Source organism: Acidovorax sp. LjRoot117 (assembly GCF_964252695.1).
Classification (GTDB): domain Bacteria; phylum Pseudomonadota; class Gammaproteobacteria; order Burkholderiales; family Burkholderiaceae_C; genus Acidovorax.
In genome coordinates this window covers 1,122,926-1,148,843 of record NZ_CAXUPO020000001.1, presented here as the reverse complement: position 1 = coordinate 1,148,843, position 25,918 = coordinate 1,122,926, and the positions used below count along the sequence as shown (strand labels likewise).

21 protein-coding genes are annotated in these 25,918 nt (G+C 69.2%); 4 read left to right on the top strand and 17 right to left on the bottom strand.

Annotation, left to right across the window (positions count from 1 at the left end):
* Window positions 1–58: 58 nt before the first annotated feature.
* The 6 genes from ACSQ3D_RS05305 to ACSQ3D_RS05280 all read right to left on the bottom strand — a co-directional run bounded on the left by ACSQ3D_RS05305 (window position 59) and on the right by ACSQ3D_RS05280 (window position 4,792).
* On the bottom strand, window positions 59–1,159 hold the full coding sequence (locus ACSQ3D_RS05305; protein ID WP_436126142.1) for a DUF2855 family protein: 1,101 nt from the start codon (window positions 1,157–1,159) through the stop codon (window positions 59–61).
* 251 nt (window positions 1,160–1,410) lie between these two features.
* A complete protein-coding gene (locus ACSQ3D_RS05300) occupies window positions 1,411–1,794 on the bottom strand; it encodes a DUF1304 domain-containing protein (protein WP_396505070.1) in 384 nt (127 codons plus the stop codon).
* Between the two features lie 76 nt (window positions 1,795–1,870).
* Window positions 1,871–2,287: an organic hydroperoxide resistance protein gene (locus tag ACSQ3D_RS05295; protein ID WP_056409762.1), complete on the bottom strand. Its 417-nt coding sequence runs from the start codon at window positions 2,285–2,287 to the stop codon at window positions 1,871–1,873.
* 71 nt (window positions 2,288–2,358) lie between these two features.
* Window positions 2,359–2,823 (bottom strand): MarR family winged helix-turn-helix transcriptional regulator, encoded by a 465-nt coding sequence (locus ACSQ3D_RS05290; protein ID WP_056409759.1) that lies wholly within the window; start codon window positions 2,821–2,823, stop codon window positions 2,359–2,361.
* Window positions 2,824–3,017: 194 nt separating this feature from the next.
* A complete protein-coding gene (locus ACSQ3D_RS05285; RefSeq protein WP_436126187.1) occupies window positions 3,018–3,857 on the bottom strand; it encodes a crotonase/enoyl-CoA hydratase family protein in 840 nt (279 codons plus the stop codon).
* 86 nt (window positions 3,858–3,943) lie between these two features.
* Complete coding sequence (locus ACSQ3D_RS05280; RefSeq protein WP_436126141.1) at window positions 3,944–4,792, bottom strand: 3-hydroxybutyryl-CoA dehydrogenase; 849 nt, start codon at window positions 4,790–4,792, stop codon at window positions 3,944–3,946.
* 178 nt (window positions 4,793–4,970) lie between these two features.
* Between ACSQ3D_RS05280 and ACSQ3D_RS05275 the strand changes: the two genes are divergently transcribed.
* Window positions 4,971–6,560 (top strand): GMC family oxidoreductase, encoded by a 1,590-nt coding sequence (locus ACSQ3D_RS05275; RefSeq protein WP_436126186.1) that lies wholly within the window; start codon window positions 4,971–4,973, stop codon window positions 6,558–6,560.
* A 63-nt stretch (window positions 6,561–6,623) separates the two neighbouring features.
* On the opposite strand, the gene ACSQ3D_RS05270 is transcribed toward ACSQ3D_RS05275, so the two are convergent.
* Window positions 6,624–7,484 (bottom strand): ABC transporter permease, encoded by an 861-nt coding sequence (locus ACSQ3D_RS05270; protein ID WP_436126140.1) that lies wholly within the window; start codon window positions 7,482–7,484, stop codon window positions 6,624–6,626.
* 132 nt (window positions 7,485–7,616) lie between these two features.
* Between ACSQ3D_RS05270 and cynS the strand changes: the two genes are divergently transcribed.
* Window positions 7,617–8,060 (top strand): cyanase, encoded by a 444-nt coding sequence (cynS, locus tag ACSQ3D_RS05265; RefSeq protein ID WP_436126139.1) that lies wholly within the window; start codon window positions 7,617–7,619, stop codon window positions 8,058–8,060.
* Window positions 8,061–8,225: 165 nt separating this feature from the next.
* Here the strand turns inward: cynS and ACSQ3D_RS05260 are convergent, their stop codons facing one another.
* The 4 genes from ACSQ3D_RS05260 to ACSQ3D_RS05245 all read right to left on the bottom strand — a co-directional run bounded on the left by ACSQ3D_RS05260 (window position 8,226) and on the right by ACSQ3D_RS05245 (window position 11,263).
* Window positions 8,226–9,014: an anti-sigma factor gene (locus ACSQ3D_RS05260; RefSeq protein ID WP_436126138.1), complete on the bottom strand. Its 789-nt coding sequence runs from the start codon at window positions 9,012–9,014 to the stop codon at window positions 8,226–8,228.
* A complete protein-coding gene (locus ACSQ3D_RS05255) occupies window positions 9,011–9,580 on the bottom strand; it encodes a sigma-70 family RNA polymerase sigma factor (RefSeq protein WP_056409744.1) in 570 nt (189 codons plus the stop codon). The genes ACSQ3D_RS05260 and ACSQ3D_RS05255 overlap by 4 nt, the downstream gene beginning before the upstream one ends.
* Window positions 9,581–9,739: 159 nt before the next feature.
* On the bottom strand, window positions 9,740–10,330 hold the full coding sequence (locus tag ACSQ3D_RS05250) for a DUF3455 domain-containing protein (protein ID WP_056409741.1): 591 nt from the start codon (window positions 10,328–10,330) through the stop codon (window positions 9,740–9,742).
* A 168-nt stretch (window positions 10,331–10,498) separates the two neighbouring features.
* Window positions 10,499–11,263, bottom strand: a complete 765-nt coding sequence (locus tag ACSQ3D_RS05245; RefSeq protein WP_396505066.1) for a diguanylate cyclase domain-containing protein — start codon at window positions 11,261–11,263, stop codon at window positions 10,499–10,501.
* Between the two features lie 223 nt (window positions 11,264–11,486).
* Here ACSQ3D_RS05245 and purT point away from each other — a divergent pair, with 223 nt between their 5' ends.
* On the top strand, window positions 11,487–12,701 hold the full coding sequence (gene purT / locus ACSQ3D_RS05240; RefSeq protein ID WP_436126137.1) for a formate-dependent phosphoribosylglycinamide formyltransferase: 1,215 nt from the start codon (window positions 11,487–11,489) through the stop codon (window positions 12,699–12,701).
* Between the two features lie 78 nt (window positions 12,702–12,779).
* On the opposite strand, the gene ACSQ3D_RS05235 is transcribed toward purT, so the two are convergent.
* On the bottom strand, window positions 12,780–13,724 hold the full coding sequence (locus ACSQ3D_RS05235) for an ATP-binding cassette domain-containing protein (RefSeq protein ID WP_056409731.1): 945 nt from the start codon (window positions 13,722–13,724) through the stop codon (window positions 12,780–12,782).
* Window positions 13,725–14,033: 309 nt separating this feature from the next.
* On the opposite strand from ACSQ3D_RS05235, the gene ACSQ3D_RS05230 reads away from it, so the two are divergent.
* Window positions 14,034–14,681 (top strand): FMN-binding negative transcriptional regulator, encoded by a 648-nt coding sequence (locus ACSQ3D_RS05230; RefSeq protein ID WP_436126136.1) that lies wholly within the window; start codon window positions 14,034–14,036, stop codon window positions 14,679–14,681.
* A gap of 173 nt (window positions 14,682–14,854) precedes the next feature.
* Here ACSQ3D_RS05230 and ACSQ3D_RS05225 read toward each other — a convergent pair whose 3' ends face one another.
* The 5 genes from ACSQ3D_RS05225 to tssH all read right to left on the bottom strand — a co-directional run bounded on the left by ACSQ3D_RS05225 (window position 14,855) and on the right by tssH (window position 25,859).
* Window positions 14,855–15,991, bottom strand: coding sequence for a GGDEF domain-containing protein (locus ACSQ3D_RS05225; RefSeq protein ID WP_436126135.1), 1,137 nt, complete (start codon window positions 15,989–15,991; stop codon window positions 14,855–14,857).
* A gap of 329 nt (window positions 15,992–16,320) precedes the next feature.
* Complete coding sequence (locus tag ACSQ3D_RS05220) at window positions 16,321–19,029, bottom strand: IPTL-CTERM sorting domain-containing protein (RefSeq protein WP_436126134.1); 2,709 nt, start codon at window positions 19,027–19,029, stop codon at window positions 16,321–16,323.
* A gap of 140 nt (window positions 19,030–19,169) precedes the next feature.
* Window positions 19,170–20,651: an AMP nucleosidase gene (locus tag ACSQ3D_RS05215; protein WP_056409721.1), complete on the bottom strand. Its 1,482-nt coding sequence runs from the start codon at window positions 20,649–20,651 to the stop codon at window positions 19,170–19,172.
* A gap of 82 nt (window positions 20,652–20,733) precedes the next feature.
* Complete coding sequence (locus ACSQ3D_RS05210; protein WP_436126133.1) at window positions 20,734–23,049, bottom strand: S41 family peptidase; 2,316 nt, start codon at window positions 23,047–23,049, stop codon at window positions 20,734–20,736.
* A 35-nt stretch (window positions 23,050–23,084) separates the two neighbouring features.
* Complete coding sequence (gene tssH, locus ACSQ3D_RS05205) at window positions 23,085–25,859, bottom strand: type VI secretion system ATPase TssH (RefSeq protein ID WP_436126132.1); 2,775 nt, start codon at window positions 25,857–25,859, stop codon at window positions 23,085–23,087.
* Window positions 25,860–25,918 lie beyond the last annotated feature (59 nt).

The window sequence follows — 25,918 nt, the reverse complement described above, 5'->3', positions numbered from 1 at the left end:
GGAAGTCCCTGGGCAACGGCCTGCGCCGGTCGCCCGGGCCCCGCCCATAACGTGCAGGTCAGCCGGCCTGCAAGGTCGCGATGTGCCCGGTGCGCGCGTCGCCGCTGCCTGCCAGCATGCGGGTGAACAGCGCCTGCGTGGCCTCGGGGCCGGCATGGTGCTGCACCGTGAGCCAGGGCGCGGGCGGCGCCTGCACCGTGGTGCTGAAGTGGTTCCAGGCGCGCACCAGCCGCTCGCCCAGGCCCTGCGCGCCCCAGTCGGCGTTGCGTTTCTTGACCTGTGCGGGCGCAAAGAACATCACCGGGCGCGGGCCGGGCAGCTGGCCTGCGCCGCCCAGGTCCTGCACGTGGCTCGCGCCCACGGCGCAGCTGTAGGCCAGCCCGCTGAAGTGCGCGTGGATGCGCTGGCGCAGGCCCACGCTGCCCGCGAAGTCGATGTACACGCTGGGTGTGGCACCGTCGATCTCGGCCTCCAGCGCGTCGTAGGTCACCACGCGGTCGTAGCAGCCCAGGCTTTCGCAAAAGGCCACGTTGCCCGGCGATGTGAGGCCGATGACCTCGATGCCGTCGCGCTGCGCCAGCTGAAAGGCCGTGCCGTACGCCGTCTTGCTCGATGCGCTGGACAGCAGCATGCGGCGCGCGCCGAAGAACTGCTGGTCGTCCAGGAAGTCGTCGATGAGCCACGAGGTGACGAACAGCGGCCGCAGCAGCGCCTGCACGTCTTCGTTGTCGGTGCGGTAGAACGGGTCGGCGGCAGCGCGCAGGTACTGGTTGTAGACCGCGTGCAGGCTGGCGCGGTGGGGCGCGCCGTCGGCGAAGCCTGCGGGCGTGATGCGGTGCGGCGACAGCACGGCCTGGTCGGCCATGGGCCAGTAGCCGTACAGGCGTTCGCCCACCGCCACGTCCGCGCACTGCGACTGCACCACGGTGCCGAAGCCCCAGACCGGCACGATGCCCCAGCCTGCCTCGCCGCTGGGGTAGAACTGCCAGTACTGCAGCATCTCGCCCATGGCCGCGTAGGTGATGTTGTTGGCGGTCAGCGCGAACTGGTCGACGCGCACGCGGACCTGGCCTTCGGCCAGCGGTGCGTCGTCATTCACCGTGTGCAGGCGGGTGGTGGCCAGCTGGTCCTGGCGCACGAGGAGGGTGGTGGTGCTCATCCTCACACGCTAGCGCAAACCGCTGCACGGCTCAACCAGGCCCGGGCGCGTGGGCGACACGGCCACGCCCTGCGGTATCCGCTCGTGTCCGGCCGCGTGTGCACGCACGGGGCAGCGCACAGGGCCCCGCCCGTTTGCAGTGGCTGACTGCCCGTTTGCAGGCACGTGGTTGCCATGAAAAATAGCCGCCACCGCTTGTTGTGCAAGCGTTGGCAGCTATTGTTTTGATAGCTTTGGCGGGTGGCCGAAGCTTACAGGCTGCGCTGTGCGGCCGGTTTGTCGAGCGCCAGCACCAGGGCCAGGGCGATGATGGCCGGCAGCGCCTGGGTGAAGAAGATCTTGGGCACGGCGGTCACGCCGCCGAACACGCCGGCCACGATCACGCAGGCCAGAAAGAAGATCTTGAACAGCCGGTTGTTGGTGAACAGGCCCCAGAACAGGCCGGCGGCCAGGAAGCCGTTGTACAGCCCCTGGTTGGCCGCCAGCGTCACGGTGGCGTCGGCCAGCTCCTGGGTCAGGTTGAAGGTCTTGAGGCCCAGAGGCTTGTTCCAGAAGAACATCTCCAGCACCAGGATGTACGCATGCTCGATGGCCACCAGGGCCACGGCGATGCGGGGAATCAGCAAGCGGTTCATGGCAAGACTGGCGAGCGCACGCCAACCACCCCGCCGCCGCCGGCGTGCGGCCACCGCGGGGTCGTCGGCATGGTCTTTACACCAGCGTGATGGTCACGTCGATGTTGCCGCGCGTGGCGTTGGAGTAGGGGCAGACCTGATGGGCTGCGTCCACCAGCTTCTGGGCGGTTTCCTTGTCCAGGCCGGGCAGGCTGATGGCCAGGCGGGCGGCGATGCCGTAGGCGTTCGGGATGGGGCCCAGGTCGACTTCGGCGTCGATGGACACGTCCTGAGGCACCGGGATGCCGATCTTGCCGCCCACGGCCTTCATCGCACCGATGAAGCAGGCTGCGTAGCCCGATGCGAACAGCTGCTCGGGGTTGGTGCCCGTGCCGGACGTGCCGGGCGAGGACAGCTTGACGTCCAGGCGGCCGTCGTCGGTCTTGGCGGCGCCATCACGGCCACCGGTCACGTGGGCCTTGGCGGTGTACAGGACTTTTTCGAGTTGCGTCATGGTGTCTTCCTTTGAGGTTGTTGCCCACAGGCGGGCGGGGAGGGAATCGATGAAAAATTGGGCCGCTGCCGTCAGCGCTGGCCCAGCCGGTCGCGCAGTTGCTTGAGTTCGGTGGTCAGGGCCGTGAGCTCGGGGATGGTGCACTGGCTGCTTTCCAGCACGCAGGGCGGGATGGCCTCTGCGCCCTGGCGCAGCGCACGGCCAGCGGGGGTGAGGGTGATGCGCACCCGGCGCTCGTCCTGCACGTCGCGCAGGCGGGCAATCAGGCCCGAGGCTTCCAGGCGCTTGAGCAGCGGCGTGAGCGTGCCGGAGTCGAGGAACAGGCGCTCGCCCAGCTCGGACACGGTGACGCCGTCGCGCTCCCAGAGCACCAGCATCACCAGGTATTGGGGGTAGGTCAGGCCGATGGCTTCGAGCAGCGGCTTGTACAGCTTGGTCATCGCCAGCGAGGCGGAATACAGCGCGAAGCACACCTGGTTGTCCAGGCGCAGCAGGGCTGGGCTGGGGGTGTCGGTGGTGGGTTTGCTGCGGGCCATGGAGTGAATTGTGCGGCGAAATTGAATTGTGCGCAATTCAATTGTGTAATCTTTTGTTGCCCGTGCGGTTTTGCGGCCGGGTCTGCCGGTGGGCGGGCGAAGGTGCTATTCACGCACGGCGCGCGTGCGGGTGCAAGCCGCGAATGACCGGGGCTCGGGCCAAGGCCGGGGTGAGGGCCCAGGCCGTGGGCCGTTCAGCGGCCGGTGAAGCGGGCAGGCCGCCGCTCGACAAACGCCCGCACGCCTTCCGCCGCATCCTCGCTGTTGGCCAGCTGCTTCTGCACGGGGATGAACTCGGCCACCGCCGCGGCCTGCCCCTGCTCGATGGCCTTGAGCACGTTGAGCCGCGTGGCCACCACGGCCCGCGGCGCCTGGGCCTCGATGCGCTGCGCGATGTCGATGGCCTCGTCCAGCACCTGCGCGGCGGGCACCACCTTCTGCACGAAGTTCAGGCGGTACGCCTCGCTGCTGCCGAACTCATCGGCGGTCAGCAAATGCAGCAGCGCGTTGCCCGTGCCTGCGCGTTCGGCCATGCGCAGCGTGGCGCCGCCCGTGGCCATGATGCCGCGCTGCACCTCCATCTGCGAGAAGCGGCAGTCGTCCGCCGCGACCACGATGTCCGCGCCCAGCATCAGCTCGATGCCCACCGTGAAGCAGATGCCCTTGACCGCCACCACCATGGGCTTGGTGCGGCGCCGGTAGCCGGGCAGGCCGTAGTCGTGCGGCTCCACCAGGCCCTCGGGGATGGCCTTTTCGCCGCGCTGCATGTAGGCGCTGACGGCGGGCAGGTCCAGGCCCGCGGTGAAGTGGTCGCCGAACGCATGCAGCACGCCCACACGCAGGTCGGGGTCGTCGTCCAGCCGGGTATAGGCCTCGGCCAGCTGGCGGAACATGGGCGGCGTCCAGCCATTGCGCTTGGCCGGGCGGTTGATGCCGATGAGCAGCACATGGCCGAGCACCTGGGTGTCGATGCAGCCCTCGGGCGGGGGCGTATTGGGTGTGATGGGGGTGATGGTGTGAGCGCTGGCGGGCATGGACATGGCTTGGTGTCTCCTTGCCCGCCATTGAAAACGCTATGAAACCCGAGCGCCGTCTCGCGTGGGACAGCGCTCTTGCACGCTCAGTAGCTGTAGACGCCGCGCCCGGTCTTGCGCCCGAGGCGGCCGGCCGCAACCATCTCCTTGAGCAGCGGGCACGGACGGTACTTGCTGTCGCCGAACTCGGTCAGGTACACGTCCATCACGGCCAGGCACACGTCCAGGCCGATCATGTCGGCCAGCGCCAGCGGGCCGATGGGCTGGTTGCAGCCGAGCTTCATGCCCGCGTCGATGTCCTCGGGCGTGGCCAGGCCTTCGGCCAGCACGAAGAAGGCCTCGTTGATCATCGGCACCAGGATGCGGTTGACCACAAAGCCTGGCGCGTTCTTCACGGTGATGGGGCTCTTGCCCAGGGCTTCGGCCAGGGCCTTGACGGCGTCGTGCGTGGCGTCGCTGGTCTGCAGGCCGCGGATGATCTCCACCAGCGCCATCATCGGCACGGGGTTGAAGAAGTGCATGCCGATGAACCTGTCGGCGCGGCTGGTGGCAGCCGCCAGCTTGGTGATGGAGATCGACGAGGTGTTCGATGCGATCAGCACCTCGGGCGCCACGATGGCGTCCACCTGCTTCAGGATCTTGAGCTTGAGCTCGTAGTTCTCGGTGGCGGCCTCGATCACGAGCTGGGCGGCCTTGAGGTCGTCGTAGCTGGTGGAGGTCTTGATGCGCGCCAGCGCCGCATCCTTGTCGGCCGCGCTGATCTTTTCCTTCTTGATCAGGCGGTCCAGGCTGCCGGCCACGGTCGCCAGGCCCTTTTGCACTGCCGCATCGGAGATGTCGACCATCACCACGTCAATGCCCGACACCGCGCAGGCCTGCGCAATGCCGTTGCCCATGGTGCCCGCGCCGATGATGCCAACGGTCTGAATCGTCATATAGAGAGCTCTCTTCAAAGTGAAACGGATGGACGGGATGGTAAAGCGAATCGCACGACCGTTCGGTTATCGTGGCCTGGCGTGGATTCGCCCTGCCCGTGTGCAGGGGTGTGCGAACCGCATTTCACTCTACACAAACCGCCCGCGGCACCGCAGGGCGGAGGAGACAGACACCATGTTGTTCGACTACATCGTCATCGGCGGCGGCTCGGCGGGCTCGGTGCTGGCCGGCCGGCTGACCGAAGACCCCGCCGTGCGCGTGTGCCTGCTCGAAGCCGGCCCGGCCGACAGCAGCGTGCTCATCCACTGCCCGGCGGGCCTGGCGGTCATGGCCAAGTTCGAACTCAACGGTTGGGGCTTCAACACCACGCCGCAGCCCGCGCTGAACAACCGCCAGGGCTACCAGCCGCGCGGCAAGGTGCTGGGCGGCTCGAGCTCCATCAACGCCATGGTCTACGTTCGCGGCCAGCATGCCGACTACGACCACTGGGCACGCGAAGGCAACCCGGGCTGGGGCTGGGACGAGGTGAAGCCGTACTTCATGAAGGCCGAGCACAACGAGCGCGGCGCCGATGCCTGGCACGGCCAGGGCGGCCCGCTCAACGTGGCAGACCTGCGCAGCCCGCACCGCTTCAGCCACCTGTTCACCCAGGCAGGCGTGCAGGCCGGCCACCCGCACAACACCGACTTCAACGGAGCCACGCAAGAAGGCGTGGGCCTGTACCAGGTCACCCACAAGAACGGCGAGCGCCACAGTGCATCCAAGGGCTACCTCACGCCGCACCGGGCGCGGCCCAACCTGCAGGTCATCACCAGCGCCCACGCCACGCGCATCCTGTTCGAAGGCCAGCGCGCCGTGGGCGTGGAATACCGCCAGGCAGGCGCGCTGCACCAGGTGAAGGCCGCACGCGAGGTGCTGCTGAGCGCGGGCGCGCTGCTGTCGCCCCAGCTGCTCATGCTGTCGGGCGTGGGGCCGGGCGCGCAACTGCAGCGACACGGCATCCCCGTGCTGCACCACCTGCCCGGCGTGGGCGCGCATCTGCACGACCACCCGGACGTGGTGCAGGTGCTCGACGCACCCAACCACCGCGACCTTTTCGGCCTGTCGCCCACCGGCATGCTCAACGCGCTGCGCGGCATTGCCGAATGGCGCCGGCACCGCACCGGCATGCTGACCACCAACTTCGCCGAGGCGGGCGGCTTCATCAAGAGCGACCCTACCGAGCCGGTGCCCGACCTGCAACTGCACTTCGTGGTCGGCAAGCTGGTGGACCATGGCCGCAAGACGGTGCTGGGCCACGGCTACTCGGCCCACGTGTGCCTGCTGCAGCCCAAAAGCCGCGGGTCCGTCACGCTGGCCAGCAAGGACCCGATGGCGCTGCCGCTGGTGGACCCGCGCTTCCTGTCCGACCCCGACGACATGCAGCGCATGGTGCGGGGCTTTCAGCGCCTGCGCGAGATCCTCACCCAGCCCGCCCTGGCGCAGTACGGCGCCCGGGAGCTGCCCGCGTCCGCCGGTGCACAGACCGACGCGCAGATCGAGCAGTTCATCCGCCAGTACGCCGACACCATCTACCACCCCGTGGGCACCTGCCGCATGGGGCCGGGCGTGATGGACGTGGTGGACAGCGCGCTGCGCGTGCACGGCGTGGCGGGCCTGCGCGTGGTGGACGCGTCCATCATGCCGCGCATCGTGAGCGGCAACACCAATGCACCCACGGTGATGATTGCCGAGAAGGCCGTGGACCTGCTGCGTGCCGCCGCGTGAAGGGCTGACGGCACACCGCGCGGGTGCCTGTGCCCGCGTCGTGGTGGACTGCCGGGCTCTGCGTCAGGCCTTGAAGCGCTTGCGGGTGAGTGCCAGCGCCACCCAGAACGCCACCACCGTGGTCATGACCAGCACCAGCCCGTGGCGCCAGGGGTGGGCGGGCCACTGGTCCATGAACAGCGGGCGCACCAGCTCGACCGCGTTGGTCAGCGGCAGCCAGTCGGAGATCGCGCGCACGATGGGCGGCAGTTGCTCGCGCGGGAAGAACACGCCCGACAGGAACATCATCGGCGTGAGCACCAGCGTGAAGTAGTACGTGAAGAAGTCGTAGCCCTTGGCCAGCGCGTTGAAGATGAGCGCGATGCTGGAGAACATCACCCCCACGAACAGCAGCACCGGCCATGCCACCAGCAGCCTGGGGCTGTGGCTGATGCCCAGCGCCAGCATCACGCACAGGATGGCCGACACGGTGAACAGCGCCTTGAAGGCGGCCCACAGCATCTCGGCCAGCACCACGTCGTCCAGGCTCACGGGGGCGTTCATGATGCCGTCCCAGGTCTTTTGCACATGCATGCGCGAGAAGGCCGAGTACAGCGCCTCGAAGCTCGCCGCGTTCATCGCGCTCATGCAGATCGAGCCGCTGGCCAAAAACAGGATGTAGGGCACCTGCGTGGTGGTGCCCCCCGCGCCGCCCACGTTCACCTGGCCCACCAGCGCCCCCATGCCGTAGCCGAAGGCCACCAGCCACATCAGCGGCTCGGCGATGTTGCCCACGAGGCTGGGAATGGCCAGCTTGCGCCACACCAGCAGGTTGCGCAGGAACACCGGCCACCAGCGGGGCGACAGGTGTGGCGGGCGCCAGTGGGAGGGCTCTTGCGGCGCGTCGGCGATGCCGTGGGCTGGGGACGAAGGTGGGGTCTGCATGCGCCTATTGTGCGGCGTCATCCCGGCAGCCGCCAGCACCTGCGCGGCAGGGCCGCGCGGCGTGCGGGCATGGGCATTGCTTGTGGCTGGGCGTACCCCTTCCAGCCCTTTCACCCCCCCCGAGGAGACCGCATGAACCGCACCGACGTCACCGAAAAGATCATCAGCACCAAGGTCGCCAAAGGCCTGCAGTGGCACGCCATCGCCAAGAAGGTGGGCCAGTCCAAGGAATGGACCACCGCGCTGTGCCTGGGCCAGATGACCGCCACGCCCGAGCAGGCCAAGGTGCTGGGCAAGATCTTCGGCCTCTCGTCCGAAGAGCAGAAGTGGCTGCAGGTGGTGCCCTACAAGGGCTCGCTGCCCACACCGGTGCCGACCGACCCGCTGATCTACCGTTGGTACGAGGTGGTGAGCGTGTACGGCACCACGATCAAGGAGCTGATCCACGAGGAGTTCGGCGACGGCATCATGAGCGCCATCGACTTCAGCATGGACATCCAGCGCGAGGCCGACCCCAAGGGCGACCGCGTGAACGTCGTGCTGTCGGGCAAGTTCCTCCCGTATAGGCAGTACTAACCCCCTGAGTCGCTTCGCGCCTTCCCCCTTTCTCTCAAATTGCTGCGCAATTCGGGAAGGGGGACACCGCCAGCGCGGCGGGGCGGCCCTTGCGCGGCGGTCGCTGGTTGAGAGCGTGCTTTTTTTAGGTGCGGGGGCGACTGGTTACGTCAATGACCCAAGCCGTCAAAGCACCTTGACTGCGCGGCCGATGAACTGGATCGGGCCGGTGGGTTTGCCGATGGGGGAGCCTGTGGGTGGCTCCAGGGTCAGCTCGAAGAGCTGGTTGGGCTGCAGCGGGGGGAGCTTGTCGAGCTGCAACTGCAGCGGCTGGCCCGGCTGCACCAGGCCCAGGGAGACGGGGCCGTTCCAGTCGTCGGCCTTGGTCCAGAATTCGAGCGCCTTGCCGGCGGGCACCTCGGCCACGCCCAGCGGGATGAGGCTGATGGTGCGCGGCGCGCTGGCCTGCACCACCCAGCCCGGTGCCTTGTCCTGCGGCGCCACCAGCACCACCATGAACTGCGTGGGCGCGACCTGCGGGGCGGTGCGGGTGACGAGCACGGCAGCGAGCACGGCGGCCATCGCAAAGCCCGATCCGGCCAGCGCACGCCACAGGCCCAGGTGGTTCCACCAGGCCGATGCGGACTTGGCGGGGTTGGTGCGGGCACCGCGCGGGGCGGTGGCCTGGGGCGCGGCCACGGTATCCGGGCGGGCGGCCTGCAGGGACGCATCGATGCGCGCCCACAGCGCGGGCGGCGGTGCGATGGGCTCGGCCAGTTGGGTCAGCGGGTGCAGCCGGGCCTCCCAGGCCAGCACGGCGTGCTGCAGCGCAGGGTCGGTGGGCAGGCGCTGCTCCAGCGCGCGGCGCGCTGCGGCGGGCAGGGTGCCCAGCACGTACTCGCCGGCCAGGGTGTCATCGTCCTGCGGTGGCAGAGGTGCCGCGTTGTCCGTGTGGGTGTCCGTGGGCCCGGTCATGCCATGCACTCCCGCAGCGAGGTGAGGCTGCGCCGTATCCAGGCCTTGACGGTGCCCAGCGGTGCGCCCAGGCGCTCGGCGATCTCACCGTGGGAGCAGCCGTCCACGTAGGCGTGCAGCACGCAATTGCGGCGCGCGGGGTCCAGCGCTTCCAGGCAGTGCTGCAGACGGCCCAGGCTGGCGTTCAGCTCGAAGGCCTCGGCCACCTCGCGGTGGGCGAGTGCGGCCTGCGCGTCCTGCAGCGCTTGGGTGGTGTCGTCGTCCACATCGGCATGGCGGCCCGCGTCGCGCACGGCGTTGAGCGCCAGGTTGCGCACCACGCTATAGATCCAGCCGCGCGCGCTGCCGCGCTGGGCGTCGAAGCTGGCAGCGCGGGTCCAGATGTTCAGGCAGGCGTCGTGCACGATGTCCTCCGCCAGGGCGCGCTGCCGCACGATGCGCAGCGCCACGCCCAGGAGCCGGGCGCCTTCGTGTTCATAGAGCCTGCGCATGGCCTGGCGGTCGCCGGCCGCGCAGGCGGCCAGCGTGGCTTCGTAGTCGAGGTCAACAGGCGGCTCGTGGGGCACGGTGGGCAGGTGTGGGGGCGCGTCGGCGGGATGGGCGGGTCTGCCGGGGAAGCCCCGGCGGCACACATCGTACCGGGCAATGCGCCCCACACCCGCGCAGTCCTGCGCAGCCCAAGGGAATTACTGGGCGGCCCCGCCGGGCTGCGGTGGGGCGCAGGCTTACGCGGCCTTCCAGAAGATGTAGTCGGCCTGGTACTTCACGATCTGGCGCTCGCCCTTGTTCGTGGCCGTGCAGGCTGCGGCAGGCGCCACGCCGCCCTTGAGGGCCACGCGCTGGATGTAGGTCACGCCCGTCATCGCGCCCGAGCCCATGGCCGGGTTGGCCTTGACCAGCTGGTAGGGCAGGTTGCCGGTGCCCGATGGCGCCACGGCCAGCTGGGTGGCCGTGAGCTTGGAGCCGTCTTGCGATTCCCACGTGGCGGGCGGGCCGTAGTAGGTGCCCACTTGCTTGCCGCTGCGGTCGTTCAGCACGGCCTTGGGGCCCACGAAGAACCATTCGGTCTGGCCGGGGGCGTTGGCCTTGTCGCGGCATTCGTAGGTGATCTCGCCCACGCCCACGGTTTCCATGGCGACCTTGTGGCCCGCGGGCACCTTGATGGTGTCGGGCAGGCCGTCTTGCGAATACATCATGGGGCGCGAAGACGATGCGGAAGACGAGGACATCGATCCGCAGGCCGTCAGCAGGGCGGCGGCTGTCACGGCGCCAGCGATGGCCAGGGTGCGCGAGGACAAGGTCAGGGTGGTGTTCATGGCGTTCTCTTTCTTCAGTTGGGTGGAAAGGACAGCGGCCGGTGAAGATCGGCTGCTGGAGGTACTACCCGCGAGAACGCCATTTGGATGCAGGCTGCGCAAAAATTTTTTTTTATGGGCCCGCCGCCGGGGTGGGCGGCGTGCACGCAGGCCGGCGCTTTGCCGGCCTCAGCCCGTGCGCAGTGGCGCCTGCTTGGGCGAGTAAGCCCACACATTGCGCCCGCGGTGCTTGGCCTCGTACAGGCCCGCGTCGGCAAACGCGATGAGCTCGTCCACCGTCTGCCCATGCTCCGGAAAGTGCGAGATGCCGATGCTGGTGCCGATGTCGGCCTGTCCCGCCGCCAGCGGAAACGGCTGGTTGAGCGCGGCCACCATCTGGCTGGCGATGGCCTGGGCTGCCGCGGCCTCGGCGCACCGGGGCAGTACGCACAGGAACTCATCCCCGCCCAGGCGGGCCAGGGTGTCGCCCTCCTGCAGGCAGGCCGACAGGCGCTGGGTGACCTGCACCAGCAGCTCGTCGCCCGCGGCGTGGCCCAGGGTGTCGTTGACCTTCTTGAACCGGTCGAGGTCCAGGAAGAACACCGAGAACTGCACCTGCCGCGTGCGGGCGTCGGCCACGGCCTGGCGCAGGCGGTCGCGGGCGATCATGCGGTTGGGCAGGTTGGTGAGCGGGTCCAGGTTGGCCTGCTCCAGCTCGCGCCGGGTCTGGTCCAGGTCCTCGATGCGGCATTCGAGCTCGAACTCGCGCGCCTCCAGCTTGACCACCATGTGGGCGAACGATTCGGCCAGCTGGGCCAGGGTGCTGTGCGGGGGCAACTGGCCGGTCATGGCCATCAGGGGTTCGACGGCATGCAGGTCGCCCTGGTGGGCGATGCGCTGCATCACGTCGTTCAGACGCTGGAGGAAAAGCTGGTCGTGGTCGCCGGAGGTCAAGGGGGCTCCATGGGTGGGTGCGCGTGGCGGGGGCTGTCCGGCGGGCCGGGGCAGGCCGCTATCGTAGGAAAAGGGCGGCAGGGGCGCAAGCACTTGCGCGACCGGGGCGCGGTCGGCGGGGCGGGCGGGTGCATTACAGTCGCCTGCACCGACCCGCCAGCCCATGACCGAGTCCGCGCGCGTGGGTGCGGCCCCCAACCCTTCGATTTTCTGAAAGCCTGACATGACCACCCTCGGAACCCCCCTGTCGCCCCATGCCACCAAAGTCATGCTGCTGGGCTCGGGCGAGCTGGGCAAGGAAGTGCTCATCGCCCTGCAGCGCCTGGGCGTGGAGACCATCGCGGTAGACCGCTACGACAACGCACCCGGCCAGCAGGTGGCGCACCATGCGCGCACCATCACCATGAGCGACCCCGCACAGCTCAAGGCGCTGATCGAAGCCGAGCGCCCGCACCTCGTGGTGCCCGAGATCGAGGCCATCGCCACCCCCATGCTCGAAGAGCTCGAAGCCGCCGGCACCGTGCGCGTGATCCCCACCGCCCGTGCCGCACGCCTCACCATGGACCGCGAAGGCATCCGCGTGCTGGCCGCCGAAACGCTGGGCCTGCCCACCAGTCCGTACAAGTTCTGCAATTCGCTCCAAGAGCTGCAGGCGGCCATCGATGGCGAGAATGGCCAGGGCATCGGCTACCCCTGCATCGTCAAGCCCGTGATGAGCAGCTCCGGCAAGGGACAGAGCAAGATCGACGGCCCCGCCGACGTGCAAAAGGCCTGGGACTACGCCATGGCCGGTGGCCGCGTGAGCCACGGGCGTGTGATCGTCGAGGGCTTCATCGACTTCGACTACGAGATCACCCAGCTCACGGTGCGCTCGGTCGGCGCGGACGGCCAGATCGAAACCCACTTCTGCGACCCCATCGGCCACGTGCAGGTGAGCGGCGACTATGTGGAAAGCTGGCAGCCCCACCCCATGCACCCGGCCGCGCTCGAGAAGTCGCGCCAGATCGCCAAGGCCGTGACGGACAACCTCGGCGGCCAGGGCTTGTTCGGTGTGGAGCTGTTCGTGAAAGGCCAGGACGTGTGGTTCAGCGAGGTGAGCCCCCGCCCGCACGACACGGGCCTGGTCACGCTGTGCACCCAGCACCAGAGCGAGTTCGAGCTGCACGCCCGCGCCATCCTGGGCCTGCCGGTGGACACCCGCCTGCGCAACCCCGGCGCCAGCGCCGTGATCTACGGCGGCGTGGAAGCCCAGGGCATCGTCTTCGACGGCGTGGACGAGGCGCTGCGCGTGCCCGACACCGACCTGCGCCTGTTCGGCAAGCCCGAGAGCTTTGCCAAGCGCCGCATGGGCGTGGCCCTGGCGCGTGCGTCCGATGTGGAGACGGCCCGCACCAACGCCAAGCTCGCGGCCAGCAAGGTCAAGCCACGGGTGGCGTAAGCGGGCGGTTGTGGTGAAAAAGGCCGCTACCGCTCGTTGGTCGGCCTTTGTTTGCTGCAAAATTAGTAGCAACCGCTGTCAACCATCCTCGCGGATCTGGCGGCCCGTGAGTTTCAGGAACAGGTCCTCCAGGTTCGCCGGCCGGTGCAGCGTGCGCAGGTGCGGGTGCGCGCCCAGCGCCTGCAGCAGCGGCTGGGCGTTCTGGGTGTAGAAGAACACCGTCTCGCCGCTGATCTCCACGCGCGCCGCCAGGGCGCGCAGCGCGGCGTCCTCGGCCAGCGCCACCGCGCCCAGGCCGAAGACCTCCACCACGTCGGGCTCCAGGTGCTGGGCGATCAGCTCGCGCGGGCGGCCTTCGGCGATCTTCTTGCCGTGGTCCAGCACCAACAGGCGCGAGCACAGGCGTTCGGCCTCGTCCATGAAGTGGGTGGTCAGCAGGATGGACTTGCCCTGCTGCAGCAGCAGTTGCAGGCGCTCCCACATCAGGTGGCGGGCCTGGGGGTCGAGGCCGGTGGTGGGCTCGTCCAGCAGCAAGAGGCGCGGGTCGTTGACCAGGGCGCGGGCCAGGCTCAGGCGCCGCTTCATGCCGCCCGACAGCTCCCCGGGCTTGGCGTGGGCCTTGTGCGTGAGGGCGGCGAAGTCGAGCAGGCGCGGCACCCGCTCGTCCATCACCGCGCCCTTGAGGCCGAAGTAGCGGCCGAACACGCGCAGGTTCTCGGCGCAGGTGAAGTCCGGGTCCAGCGTGTCGAACTGCGTGACCACGCCCAGCTGCGCCTTGATGGCCAGTGCGTCGCGTGGCATGTGCAGGGCCTGCGCGCCGGGCTCGGCAAAAAAGCGCACCGCCCCGCCGTCCGGCGCCGTGAGGCCCAGGCACATGCGGATCGTGGTGGTCTTGCCCGCGCCGTTGGGCCCGATCACGCCCAGGCATTCGCCCGGGGCGATGGCAAAGGAGACATCGTTCACCACGGTTGTCTCGCCGTAGCGTTTGCGCAGTTGCTCAACTTCAAAGAGTGCGGAGGTCATGCACCGATTGTGTGCGATGCGGGCGCCCCGGGCATGGCACCCCTGCGTCGCGCCCGCGACGGCCGCCGGCGCTGGCCTGCGGCATGGTGCGTGGCATAGGCCCCGCCACGCCATCCCATGCCCCATCGCGCCGCATGCCATGAGACCCGCGTTGGAGTGGTCTGCGGCACCGCGCTGTCGTTCCCCGCATGCAGGCAGTGGGCGCTATGCCCCGCTGGGCGCGGGCCGGCACGGTGCCAGATTGAACCCGTCGACGCCGCCTGTTTCGGACCGCCATGCAAACCCCCACCTGAATCTGAATCCACAACCATGCACAGCCAGCCCCTCTTCCAAGCCGACGACCCGAGCGAACTGCACGCGCTGATGCGCGCCCACCCGCTGGCCACCGTGGTCACGCTGTCCACCTTGCCTGCGCTACCGGATGGCGCGGGGCTGCAGGCCGACCTGCTGCCGCTGGAGGTGGTGGCAGAACCGGGCGGCGCCGTGCGCCTGCGCGGCCATGTGGCGCGGCGGCACGGCATGGCGCAGTCGGTGCCGGACGGTGCCGAGGTGCTGGCGGTGTTCCAGAGCCCCAATGCCTACATCTCGCCGCGCTGGTACGTGAACGGCCAGAGCAGCGGGCGCCTGGCGCCCAGCTGGAACTACGCCGCCGCCGAGGCCCGTGGCCGCCTGCATTGGGTGGACGATGCCGGCTGGATGCGCACCCACCTGGGGGCGCTGGCCGCGGCGCAGGAAGGCGGCCGCGCGCAGCCCTGGTCCATCGGCGATGCGCAGCCGGGCTTCATCGATGAGGCGGCGGCACGGCTGGTGGGGTTCGAGGTCTTGGTGGACCGGCTGGTGGGCAAGCACTTCCTGTCGCAGCAGCGCACCGAGGCCGACCGGCGCAGCGTGATCGCGCACCTGCTGCAGGAACCTGCCGGTGCCGCGCGGGACGTGGCGGGGCTGATCAAGCCCTGAGGCTGACCCTGCGGGCGCCGGTCCGTGCCCGCGTCTGCGATCCGCATGCCACCTGCATGCCCCGCAGGTTCCAGCGCCGCCGCCGTTCCGGATGTTGAGCAGCAAAAAAACGCCTCTACCGCTGGATGGGAGCGCGCCAGGCGCTATCAATAGCGTAGCGCCATGCCCCAGCACTACGGTGCCGCCATCAGGCGCCCCCGGCCCGCCGTCTTGGCCTCGTACAGCGCGCCGTCGGCGCGGGCCATCAGCGTGGCCAGGCTGGCCTCTCCGGGCACCAGGGCGGCCATGCCCACGCTGTAGTCCAGCACGAAGCCCAGTTCGGCCGCACTCGCATCGTGCAGCCGGTGGCGCAGGCGCCGGTCGAAGGCCACACCCGCAGCGGCCGTGTTGTGCAGCATCAGCACCGCGAACTCCTCGCCGCCCAGCCGGGCGATCAAATCGCCGCTGCGGCAGGTGTCGCCCAAGAGGCGCGCGAACAGCTGCAGCGCGCGGTCGCCCGCGTCGTGGCCGTGGGTGTCGTTGATCTGCTTGAAGTGGTCCAGGTCCAGCATCAGCGCGGTCAGCGGCAGCCGGTGGCGCCACGCGTGGGCGAGCAGGTTGTCGCCCTGGTTGGTGAAGCCGCGCCGGTTGAGCAGCCCGGTCAGGCCGTCGGTCATGGCCAGCGTGCGCAGCTTTTGCTCGGCCTCGTAGCGCCAGGCCACCAGCACGGCCACGGTGCCCAGCACCAGGCTCACGTTGGTCGCCAGGGCCGCGGCCAGGTTGATCGGGTGCGGCGATCGAAAGCTCGGGTACTGGTCGGTGAAGGCGCCCAGCAGCCCGCGCGCCAGGGTGAACACCGCGGACGTGAGCAGGCAGCCCAGCAGCACGCTGCGCCAGCGCACGTCGGCCAGGATCAGCGGGTACAGCGTGGCGCGCGCCACGATGCACAGGATGGCGGCCATGAGCCCGTTGGCCCAGCCCACGCGCCAGGCATAGTGGTCGAAGCCGAGCGCGTAGCCCAGTGGTGCGGCGACCACCAGCGCCAGCAGCACCCGGCGCAGCGGGCGCGGCCCCAGCCACTCTTCCAGCGCCCGGTACAGCATCCACTGCGCGGCGGCGTTGCAGGCGATGGACACGGTGGACAGCGTGCGGTCCCACAGCGAGCTCGACGCGATGATCGCCGCCCAGGCCAGCGCCTGCAGCAGCAGGCTGGCCTGCACGTGGCGCGCCGCCCGGCTCACGTCCCGGCCCATGATCAGCGGCAGCGCGGCCGAGATCATGAACAGGTTGGCCGCCATCGCGGTCATGAGCGTGAGGAAGTCTAGTGGCATCTGCTGCGGCCCCGGTCCGGTTGGCTGCAATCCCACGTGGCACCACTGCGCGCGCTACGGCATCGCGGGCGTTGCGCCGGGCCGGTGCGCGTCCCACCGACGGCGAGGTCGTCGGTGTGGTGGGGGCTGGAAACACCCGCGTGTTGCCAGACAGTGCGGGCGTGGCGCCGTTCCGAGGCGACCCCGACCTTGCCGCCACAGCGCTCGGTCCGTGCAATGAATGAAAGGGTGCATGCCATCGTCAGCGCATCAGATTGAACGTCCGGGCAGTATACGAAAGGGCAAGCAGCTCCTAATTCAGTAGCATTGTCGATGGAGCTGTTTTGGGCCTATCGGTCAGCACGCCGTCTGCGCCAGGCGAAGCCCGACAGCAAAAGCGACATGGCGACCACACCGTAGGGCGACAGTGCGGGGATTCCGACGGGCTCGGCAGCTGCCAATACCAGGTTCAGGTTGGCCGTCGCCGCCGCGTAGGCCCCGTTGCCCGCCTGTGTCGCGATGATCCCGCAGGTGCCCGCACCGACCATGGTGACCGTGGTGCCCGCGACTGTACAGATGGCCGGCGTGGTGCTGGTGTAGGTGACCGGCAGGCCTGAGCTGCTAGTGGCTGCAGGAAGCACGAAGCTCGTGCCTGCCCGAAAGGCTGGCACCGTCGGCAAGGGCCCGACGCTGATCGTTTGCACGAGCAGAAAAGTGGCCGTGACGCTGCAATCTGCCGTGACGTTCGCCGTGGTGTAGACCGTTCCTGCCAGAGTGCCGCCGCACCCGGTGGCGCTCGCGACATAACCGGAATCCGCCGTCACCGTGACCGTGGCCGGGCGCCCCGGCAGCGCGCTCTGGCTGGCGGGGTTCACGCTGCCGTGGCTGCCCGCCGTTGCGGTCACGACGGGGTTGGCCAGCAGGTTGGCCGTGAATCGGGCCACGAAGGCGTCTCGGGCGCCGCCGCCGAAGACTGGCTGGGCGCCGCCCGTGGTGCCCGTCAGGTTGTTCGATGCCGTGGTACCCGCAATGACGTAGTTGCCACCGCCATCGATCAGGATCGCGGGGATGTCCTCCCGGCCGCTGCCGCCGAAATAGGTGGCCTGGGTCAACACCGTGAGGTCGTTGTTGAATTTGGCAATGAGCCCGTCGCTGGAGCCCCGGTACACGGACTGGTATGCACCGGCGGTTCCCGGCAGATTGGTCGATTCACCGGTTCCGGCGACGATGACATTGCCGGCCGCGTCGATCACCATGGTGGAGGCCAGGTCGAAGCCGTTGCCGCCGTAGTACGTGACCTTTTGCACCGCGGTCAGGTCAGGGCTCAGCCGGGCGACGAAGACGTCCACGCTGCCGCCAAGGGCGCTTTGAGCCGCTCCGGCCGCTGGCAGGTTGGGGCTTGCGGTGTAACCCGCGATGAATACGTGGCCGGCGCTGTCGACGGCCATGGTGGCCGTGTTCTCGTCCATGGTGCCGCCGAAGTAGGTGGCCTGTTCCAGCGCGGTCAGATCGGCGCTGAAACGGGCGACGTAGCCGTCGTAGCGCCCGCCGTGCGCAGGCTGGGCACCGCCTGCGGTCATGGGGAGATCGGTAGACCAGTGGGTGCCTGTGATCAGCACCTTGCCGCTGCCGTCGATCGCAATGACCGACGCGAAATCGAGTCCGCTGCCGCCGTAGTAGGTGGACTGCAGGAGCGTCTTCAGGTCGGGCGCAATGCGGGAAACGAAGGCATCGCGGGCGCCGGCGTGGTTCGGCCGTCCGCCGCCGGTCCTGCCCGGAAAATCACCCGACTGCGTGGTACCGGCCACCAGGAGGTTGCCACCGGCGTCGAACACGATGGATACGATGCCGCCGTCCGACTCGTCCCCGCCGCCGCCCAGGTAGGTGGCCTGTTGCAGCGTGGCCATGTCGCCGCTCAGCTTGGCGAGGAATGCATCCATGCCCCCTGCCTTCGCAGGCTGCAATCCGCCAGCGGTACCCGGAAAGTTGGTCGAGGAGGTGTTGCCCCCCACATAGATGTTGCCCGCCGCGTCCAGGCGCATGCTGCGGATCTGGTCATCGCCGCTGCCGCCCAGGTAGGTGGTCTGCAGCAAGGTCGTGAGGTCGCTGCTGAACTTGCTGACATAGCCGTCCGTGCTTCCGACCAAGGCGGGTTGCATCCCACCGGTCGTGCCGGGAAAAGGGGTACTTCCTGTGAAGCCGCCGACCAGAATATTGCCGGCCGCGTCTCGCGCGATGGTGAGCGCCTCGTCGGCGGCACCGCCGCCCAGGTAAGTGGCCTGCAGCAGCGGGTCGATCACGAGGGCGCGAGAGCGGTCATAGTCGCCCACCTGGAAGCGGTAGCCCGTGCGGTCGGCCAGCAACGCATAGTGCACTGGCACCTCGACGCGTCGACCGGTGGTGTCGAGCTGGAAGGCGATCGGTGCGGTGAACGCCACCTCGCCATGGCCCGTGGCGGCGATGAGCGCACCATCGGGCGCCAGGCGCAAGCCCGCTGTTGTTCCCTCGATGGACAGGCTGATGCTGCCCGGATCGGCACCGGGGGCGACCGTGAAGAGTTTCTCCACATTGCTGCCGCGCGCGGCCAGAGAGACGCTGATGCCCGGCCAGGCGTCGCCCAGGGCGATGCTGGAGAAGGTCGCGATGTCCGTCGGCCAGTGCGCGGGGTTGGAGCCCTGAAAGCGGTTGACCCGCACCGGGCTGGGATTCAGGCCCGAAGGTGCCAGCGCTGGCGTGCCGTCCAGCTTTTCCACCAAGGCCCAGCCGGGCCCACGCTGCGCTGGCGCGGCAGCGCCGTGGCTGGCCGCGGACCGGGGCATTGGCTCAGTGGCCCGGCCGGCCAGAGCGTGGACGATGGTGCCGTCCTTGGTGATGTAGAGAGCACCGGCAAATGTTCGTGCACCGAAGGCCACCTCGGGTGCAAACTGGCCCTGGTTGGCCTCGAAGGGAACGGCGATGCTGTGGTCTGCATGGTGCCGTACCTGCGAGGGCGTGGGCTGCGTCGGGCTGGCCGTGGCCGGAGGGCTTGCGGCCCAGGCGTGGAGCCCACTGGCAGCCAAGAGGCCCGTCAACGCTGCAACTACCCCCCATGTTTTTAATTGTGCGCGTTGGGGGGAGTTCAATAGATGCATTCAGTGAGGGCGCTTTCACGCAGTGTGTGAGCAAGTGTAGGCGCCTTCCCCCACGCCCCACCGCAAACTCACTGGAAAGCCACCTCGGCGAAGCTGCGCAGCTTGCGGCTGTGCAGGCGGTCCACCCCGCCGTTGCGCAGGATCTCGATGGCCCGCATGCCGATGCGCAAGTGCTGGTCCACCCGCTCGCGGTAGAAGTGGTTGGCCATGCCGGGCAGCTTGATCTCGCCGTGCAGGGGCTTGTCGCTCACGCACAGCAGCGTGCCGTAGGGCACCCGAAAGCGGAAGCCGTTGGCCGCGATGGTGGCGCTTTCCATGTCCAGCGCCACGGCGCGGCTCTGGCTGAAGCGGCGCTGGGGCATGTTGTCGGGCAGCAGCTCCCAGTTGCGGTTGTCGGTGCTGGCCACGGTGCCCGTGCGCATGATGCGCTTGAGCTGGTCTTCGGGCACCTGGGCCACGTCGGCCACGGCCTGCTGCAGCGCCATCTGGATCTCGGCCAGCGCCGGGATGGGCACCCACAGCGGCAGTTCCTCGTCCAGCACGTGGTCCTCGCGCACATAGGCGTGGGCCAGCACGTAGTCCCCCAGCTGCTGGCTGTTGCGCAGGCCGGCGCAGTGGCCCAGCATCATCCAGGCGTGCGGGCGCAGCACGGCGATGTGGTCGGTGATGGTCTTGGCATTGGCCGGGCCCACGCCGATGTTGACCATGCTGATGCCGCTCGCGTCCTTGCGCACCAGGTGGTAGCCGGGCATCTGCGGCAGGCGCGGCGGGGCGTTGCCCAGCTCGTCGCCGGGCTGCGCGGGCAGGCCGGTGCGGCGGGTGACCACGTTGCCGGGCTCGATGAAGGCCACGTACTCGCTGTCGGGCTTGGCCATCTCCGAGTGGCCCAGCCGCACGAACTCGTCGATGTAGAACTGGTAGTTGGTGAACAGCACGAAGTTCTGGAACCACTCGGGCGCCGTGCCGGTGTAGTGGCGCAGGCGGTGCAGCGAATAGTCCACGCGCGGCGCGGTGAAGAGCGACAGCGGCTGCGCCTCGCCCGGGCGCGCCTGCCAGGTGCCGTTGGCGATGCCGTCGTCCATGGCGGCCAGGTCGGGCAGGTCGAACACGTCGCGCATCAGCATGCGGCGCTCGGCCGTGAGCGTGCCTTCGATGTGGTCGTGCTCGGCGAACGAGAAGTGGATGGGGATGGGGTGGGCGCTGGTGCCCACCTCCAGCTCGACGTTGTGGCTGGCCCGCAGCAGGCGGAACTGCTCGGCGTAGTACCGGGCGAACAGGTCGGGCCGGGTCAGCGTGGTCTCATACCGCCCCGGGCCCTCGACAAAGCCGTAGGCGAGCTTGGAATCCGCCCGCGCCACGGTGGTGGTGTGCACCCGCACGAAGGGGTAGAAGGCCCGCACCGCACTGGTGGGTGTCTCGCCCGCCACGAAGCGCTGCATGGCCTCGCGCAGGTGGCCGATCTGCTGTTGATAGATGCGCTGCACCTGGGCCAGCGCTTCGGCCGGATCGGTGTGGCGGGTGGGGGCGTGGAATTCGGGGATGAGGGGCATGCTCTATTTTCGCTTGCCCGCGGTCCCGCAGGAGCGCGGGCGGTTTTTCAGGGGGAAGAAGCCGCCGCGGCGGCGATGCCGTTCAGCGGCCCTGGGGCCTGCCATCGAGCCACTGCACGGCGGCGTCCAGCACGGGGTCGCCGCCCGTCATGGCGCGCTGGACGAACCCGGCATCCACGGGTACCCGCAGGTTGGGCTCGACGCCCTTGGCGAACACATAGTGCTCGCCGTTGGCGCCGATTTCGGCCACGGTGGGGGCGTGCACGACGATGTCGCCGGGCAGCAGGACGCGGGTGGTCATGCCGACCGCCCCGGGCGTCGCTTCCGTGGCCACCACATGCGCGCGGCCGGCCTTTTGCAGCCAGACCGAGAACATTTCGCAGGGGCCCGTGCAGTCCGGGCCTGTCAGCAGCACCAGCGGCGCGCTGTAGTAGCCCGCGCCCTGGGTGAACAGCGGCAGCTGCGGTGGCAGGCCCAGGCTGCCCCGGGTGCGCCACACCTTGGCGGTCGCGTCCACCTGCCGCTGCGCATAGCCCTGCAGCCTGAGCGGGCGGTCGTACGAGAAGAACGACGCGGCATAGTGGGGAACCAGCTGGTACGCGCCGTGGTTGGCGCCCCGCAAGTCCAGGATGAGGCCGGGCAGCCGCGCCTGGTTCACCGTGGCCAGGCTGCGCTCCCACACGTCCAGGTTGCCGCCGCCGTCGGCGAAAGAGCTGAGCGCGATGTACCCATACTGGCGGCCCGACTGGCTGCGCAGCTGAAATCCCGAGAGCGACTCATTGTTGGGCGGCGTGCCCGCCGACTGTGGCCGCTCGGCCATGCGTTGCCGCAGATCGATGGTCTGGTCCTTGCCGTCCTGCCGCACCTTGAGGACCATGGCTTCGCGCTCGTAGGCCATGAGCTTGAGGGCATCATGGCGCCGGCCGACCTCGGTGGCCCGGTTGGAGTAGCGCGACGCACGGCCTACGTAGCGCGCGATGCTCTCGCCGTTGACTTCCACGATCTCCGCACCCGGGCGCAGCCCGGCCAGCTCTGCCGCAGAACGCGGCGCGACGCTGCCGACCATGGCCCGCCCGTCGGGCAGCCACCAGACGCCCGGCAGCGGCAGCGGGGTGATGCCGCGTGGCTGCCATTGCCCGGCCAGGCCCGTATCGAGCCCGGCGGCAAGTCCTGGCGACCCGCCCGCCCCGCGCACATCGACCCGGAACAGCCCGTCCTGCAGGCGGGCCCCGATGTCGGCGTAGATCTGGCCCATCGCCAGGCGATCCTTCTGGTCACCCGCCTGGCGGACCTTGTCCGCCAGCTCACCGTGCAGGCGCCCCCAGTCCATGGGCTGTGCGCCGCGGAAAGGGTAGCGCTCCTGCATCACGCTGGTGAAGGCCTTGAAAGCGTCGCCGGGGGCCAGCCGGGACAGGTCGATGTCGGTGGTGGACTGCACGCCGTACTGGGACAGCGCGATCTCGCGGCTGCGGTCGAAGCTGAAGCCACGGCTGTCCAGCGTCACCACGGTGTAGCCGCGCGGCAGCCGCACCATGGGGTCGTCCGCGGTAAAGAGCCTGCCGTCCGCACCGAACCCGGCGGGGAACGCCGCGCCGGCTTCGCTGGCCCACACCAGCAGCTTGCCGCCCACGGGCTCCATGGCCAGGTCCGGCTGCAGCGGCCATTCCATCTGCACCGAGCTGGTGGTGAGCATGGCGTGCTGCTCGATCGCATCCAGCGCCCTGCGGCCGGCGCGGCGCGGCAGGTGGGTGTGCACGGACAGCGCGAAGATCTTCACGCCCGGGCCCGACGCGCGCGCACGGCCCGAGCCCAGGTCGAACAGCGTGCCCGGGGGCGACGACGGAAGGTCGATGGACACGGCGGAGCTGTCCGCGCGGGGCGTGGCCAGCAACTGGTCTTGCGCAGGCGTCACGTGCGCGGCCTGCCGCTGTATGAAGTAGGCGCCCTGGTCCAGCAAGGCCACGAGGGTGTTGCCAGCGGCCATGGGGTCGCCGGCGCCGCGCTCCAGCGCCGCGATGAGCCGCAGGGGGCCGCCCTCGTCGCGGGCCATCACCGCAGGCCCGGTGGGGGCCTGGAACGGCGTGCCGTTGCGGTTGTTCCAGGCCTGGCGGCCGGCGTCCATGACCTGGCCGCCGGTGGACATCACCTGCTGGCCGGTGGACACCGCGCTTTCTCCACGGCTCATCACCTCGCCCGCGCGGCCGATGTTGCCGAGCATCCCGGCCTGTGCCAGCGCCCACACGGGCGCGAGCGCCAGAGCCGTCACCAGGGCGGCCTGCGCGCCGCGGGTTCTTCGACCGCTCGCGCGGCGCGCCCCGCTGTGCTGCGGTGCAGGGCCGGGCAGGGCGCGCGCGGCGCGGGGAGGGGATGGAGCGCGGAGCAGGCGGACGATGGGCATGGTGGCTTGGGCGTCGAAGGGGAGGGCGTTCGGACTCAGGCGTAGCGGATGACGAAGTCGTTGTCGGCCGCGCTCACGTCGATGCTGGCGATGGAGTGGGCATCCACCGACGCCTGCAGGAACTCCATGGCCAGGCGGGGCAGCAGGTTCTGCGTCAGGATCGCGTCGATCATGCGGGCGCCGGATTCGACCTCGCTGCAGCGCTCGCGGATCAGTTGCACCGCGCTGTCGTCGAAGTGGAACTGCGCGCCGTGGTTGGCCTCGATGCGGTTCTGGATGCGGCGCAGCTGCAGGCGGATGATCTGCTCGAGCATCGCATCGGAGATCGGGTAGTAAGGCACCACCGTCAGGCGGCCCAGCAGCGCGGCCGGGAACTTGTCGAGCAGCGGCTGGCGCACGGCCTTGGTCAGTGCCTCGGGGCCGGGGATCAGGTCCGGGTCGTTGCACATGCCCGCGATGAGCTCGGAGCCCACATTGGAGGTCAGGATGATCACGGTGTTCTTGAAGTCGATGTAGCGGCCTTCGCCGTCTTCCATCCAGCCCTTGTCGAACACCTGGAAGAACATTTCGTGCACGTCGGAGTGGGCCTTCTCGATCTCGTCGAGCAGCACCACGCTGTAGGGCCTGCGGCGCACGGCCTCGGTCAGCACGCCGCCCTCGCCGTAGCCCACGTAGCCGGGCGGCGCGCCCTTGAGCGTGGACACGGTGTGCGCTTCCTGGAACTCGCTCATGTTGATGGTGATGAGGTTCTGCTCACCGCCGTACAGCGCCTCGGCCAGGGACAGCGCGGTCTCGGTCTTGCCCACGCCCGAAGGGCCTGCCAGCAGGAACACGCCGATGGGCTTTCCGGGGTTGTCCAGCTGCGCGCGCGCGGTCTGGATGCGGCGGGTGATGGCCTCCAGCCCGTGGCGCTGGCCGATCACGCGTTTTTCCAGCGTCTCGGTCAGGGTCAGGACCGACTGCACTTCGTCGCGCACCATGCGGCCCACGGGGATGCCGGTCCACTCGGCCACGACCTCCGCGACCACGCCCGCGTCGACCACGGGGTGCAGCAGCGGGTCGTCGCCTTGCAGGGCCAGCAGCTCCTTGCGCAGCGCTTCGAGCTCCGCCGCGGTGACCGCGGGCTGGGCCGGGGCCGCCGCCGGGGTGGGCGCTGCCGCTGCTGCCGCGCCGGCTTCGGTGCCAGTGCCAGTACCAGTACCGTTGGGGGCCGCGTCGGTGGACGCTGCCTGGGCGGCGGCTTCTTTTGGCGCGCGGGCGGTGCGTGCGGCCATCAGCGCGTTCTCTGCGTCGACGATGCGCTGGGCCAGTTCGCTTTCGCGGGACAGCCGCTCGGCCAGGGTGTCGTGTTCCTGCTGCAGGCGCTCGAGCGAGGCCGCCAGTTCATCGAGGCGGCCGGCATCGGTGACGCCGAGGGACGCCTCGCGCTCGACCACGTCGAGCTCCACCCGGATCGCCTCTTGCTGCCGGGTCACGGATTCCAGGCGCGCTGGCGTGGAGGTCAGGGCCATCGCGACGCGCGAGCATGCGGTGTCCATCAGGCTCACGGCCTTGTCGGGCAGCTGGCGCGACGGAATGTAGCGGTGCGAAAGGCTCACCGCCGCCACCACGGCCTCGTCGGCGATCCGCACCTTGTGGTGCGCTTCGAGTTTGGCGGCCACGCCGCGCAGCATGTGCACGGCCTTGGGTTCGTCGGGCTCGTGGATGTGCACCAGCTGGAACCGGCGTGTGAGGGCCGGGTCTTTTTCGATGTACTTCTTGTATTCGGCCCAGGTGGTCGCACCGATGGTGCGCAGCACGCCGCGCGCCAGCGCCGGCTTGAGCAGGTTGGCCGCGTCCCCGGTGCCTGCCTGGCCGCCGGCGCCAATGAGCGTGTGGACTTCGTCGATGAACAACACGATGGGCGTGGTGCTGGCCTGCACTTCGTCCAGCAGCGAGCGCAGGCGGTTCTCGAACTCGCCCTTCATGCTGGCGCCGGCCTGCAGCAGGCCGACGTCCATCACGCGCAGTTGCACGCCGCGCAGCGGCGGCGGAACGTCGTCCGATGCGATGCGCAGCGCCAGGCCTTCGACCACCGCCGTTTTGCCGACGCCGGCCTCGCCCACCAGGATGGGGTTGTTCTGCCGCCTGCGCATGAGGATGTCGATCATCTGGCGCACTTCCTCGTCGCGCCCGGTGACCGGGTCGAGCTCGCCATTGCGGGCGCGCTCGGTCAGATCGACGGTGTAGCGCTGCAGGGCTTCCTGCTTGCCAGCGCCCAGCGGCGATGTCGCGCCGCTCGCCTCGCCGGGCGTGCCTTGCAGGCCGGAGCCATCGGCCGCCTGGAGCTTGGCCTCTGGCGACAGGGGCAAGACCTTGGGGAATGCGTCGCTCAGGCCGGGCTCGCTGATTTTCTCGAATTCCTTGGAAATGGACCGCAGCTCATTGGCGAGGGTGCGGGTGCGCAGCATGCCGGAGAGCCAGTAGGCGCTGCGGATCTGCGACTCGTTGAACATCAGCGTGGCATACACCCAGCCGCGCTCGATCGACATCTCGATCTGGTCGGAGAAGTCGGAGATCGCCGTGGCACCGCGGGGCAGCCGGTCGAGGCTGCGCAGCACGTCCGCGGCAAGCTGCTCTGCATCCACCTCGAAGTGGCGGAACACCCTGAGCAGGTCGGAGTCGTTTTCCTGCAGCAACTGGTGCAGCCAGTGCACCAGTTCCACGTACGGGTTGCCCCGCAGCTTGCAGAACACCGTGGCGCCCTCCAGCGACTTGAAGAGCAAAGGGTTGAGTTTTCCGAACAGGGCAAGGCGGCTGATCTCTGACATGGGCGTGAAGGCGGTGTGTTGAAGAGAAAGTACGGTTGAAGCTGGAAGGCTGGACGAGG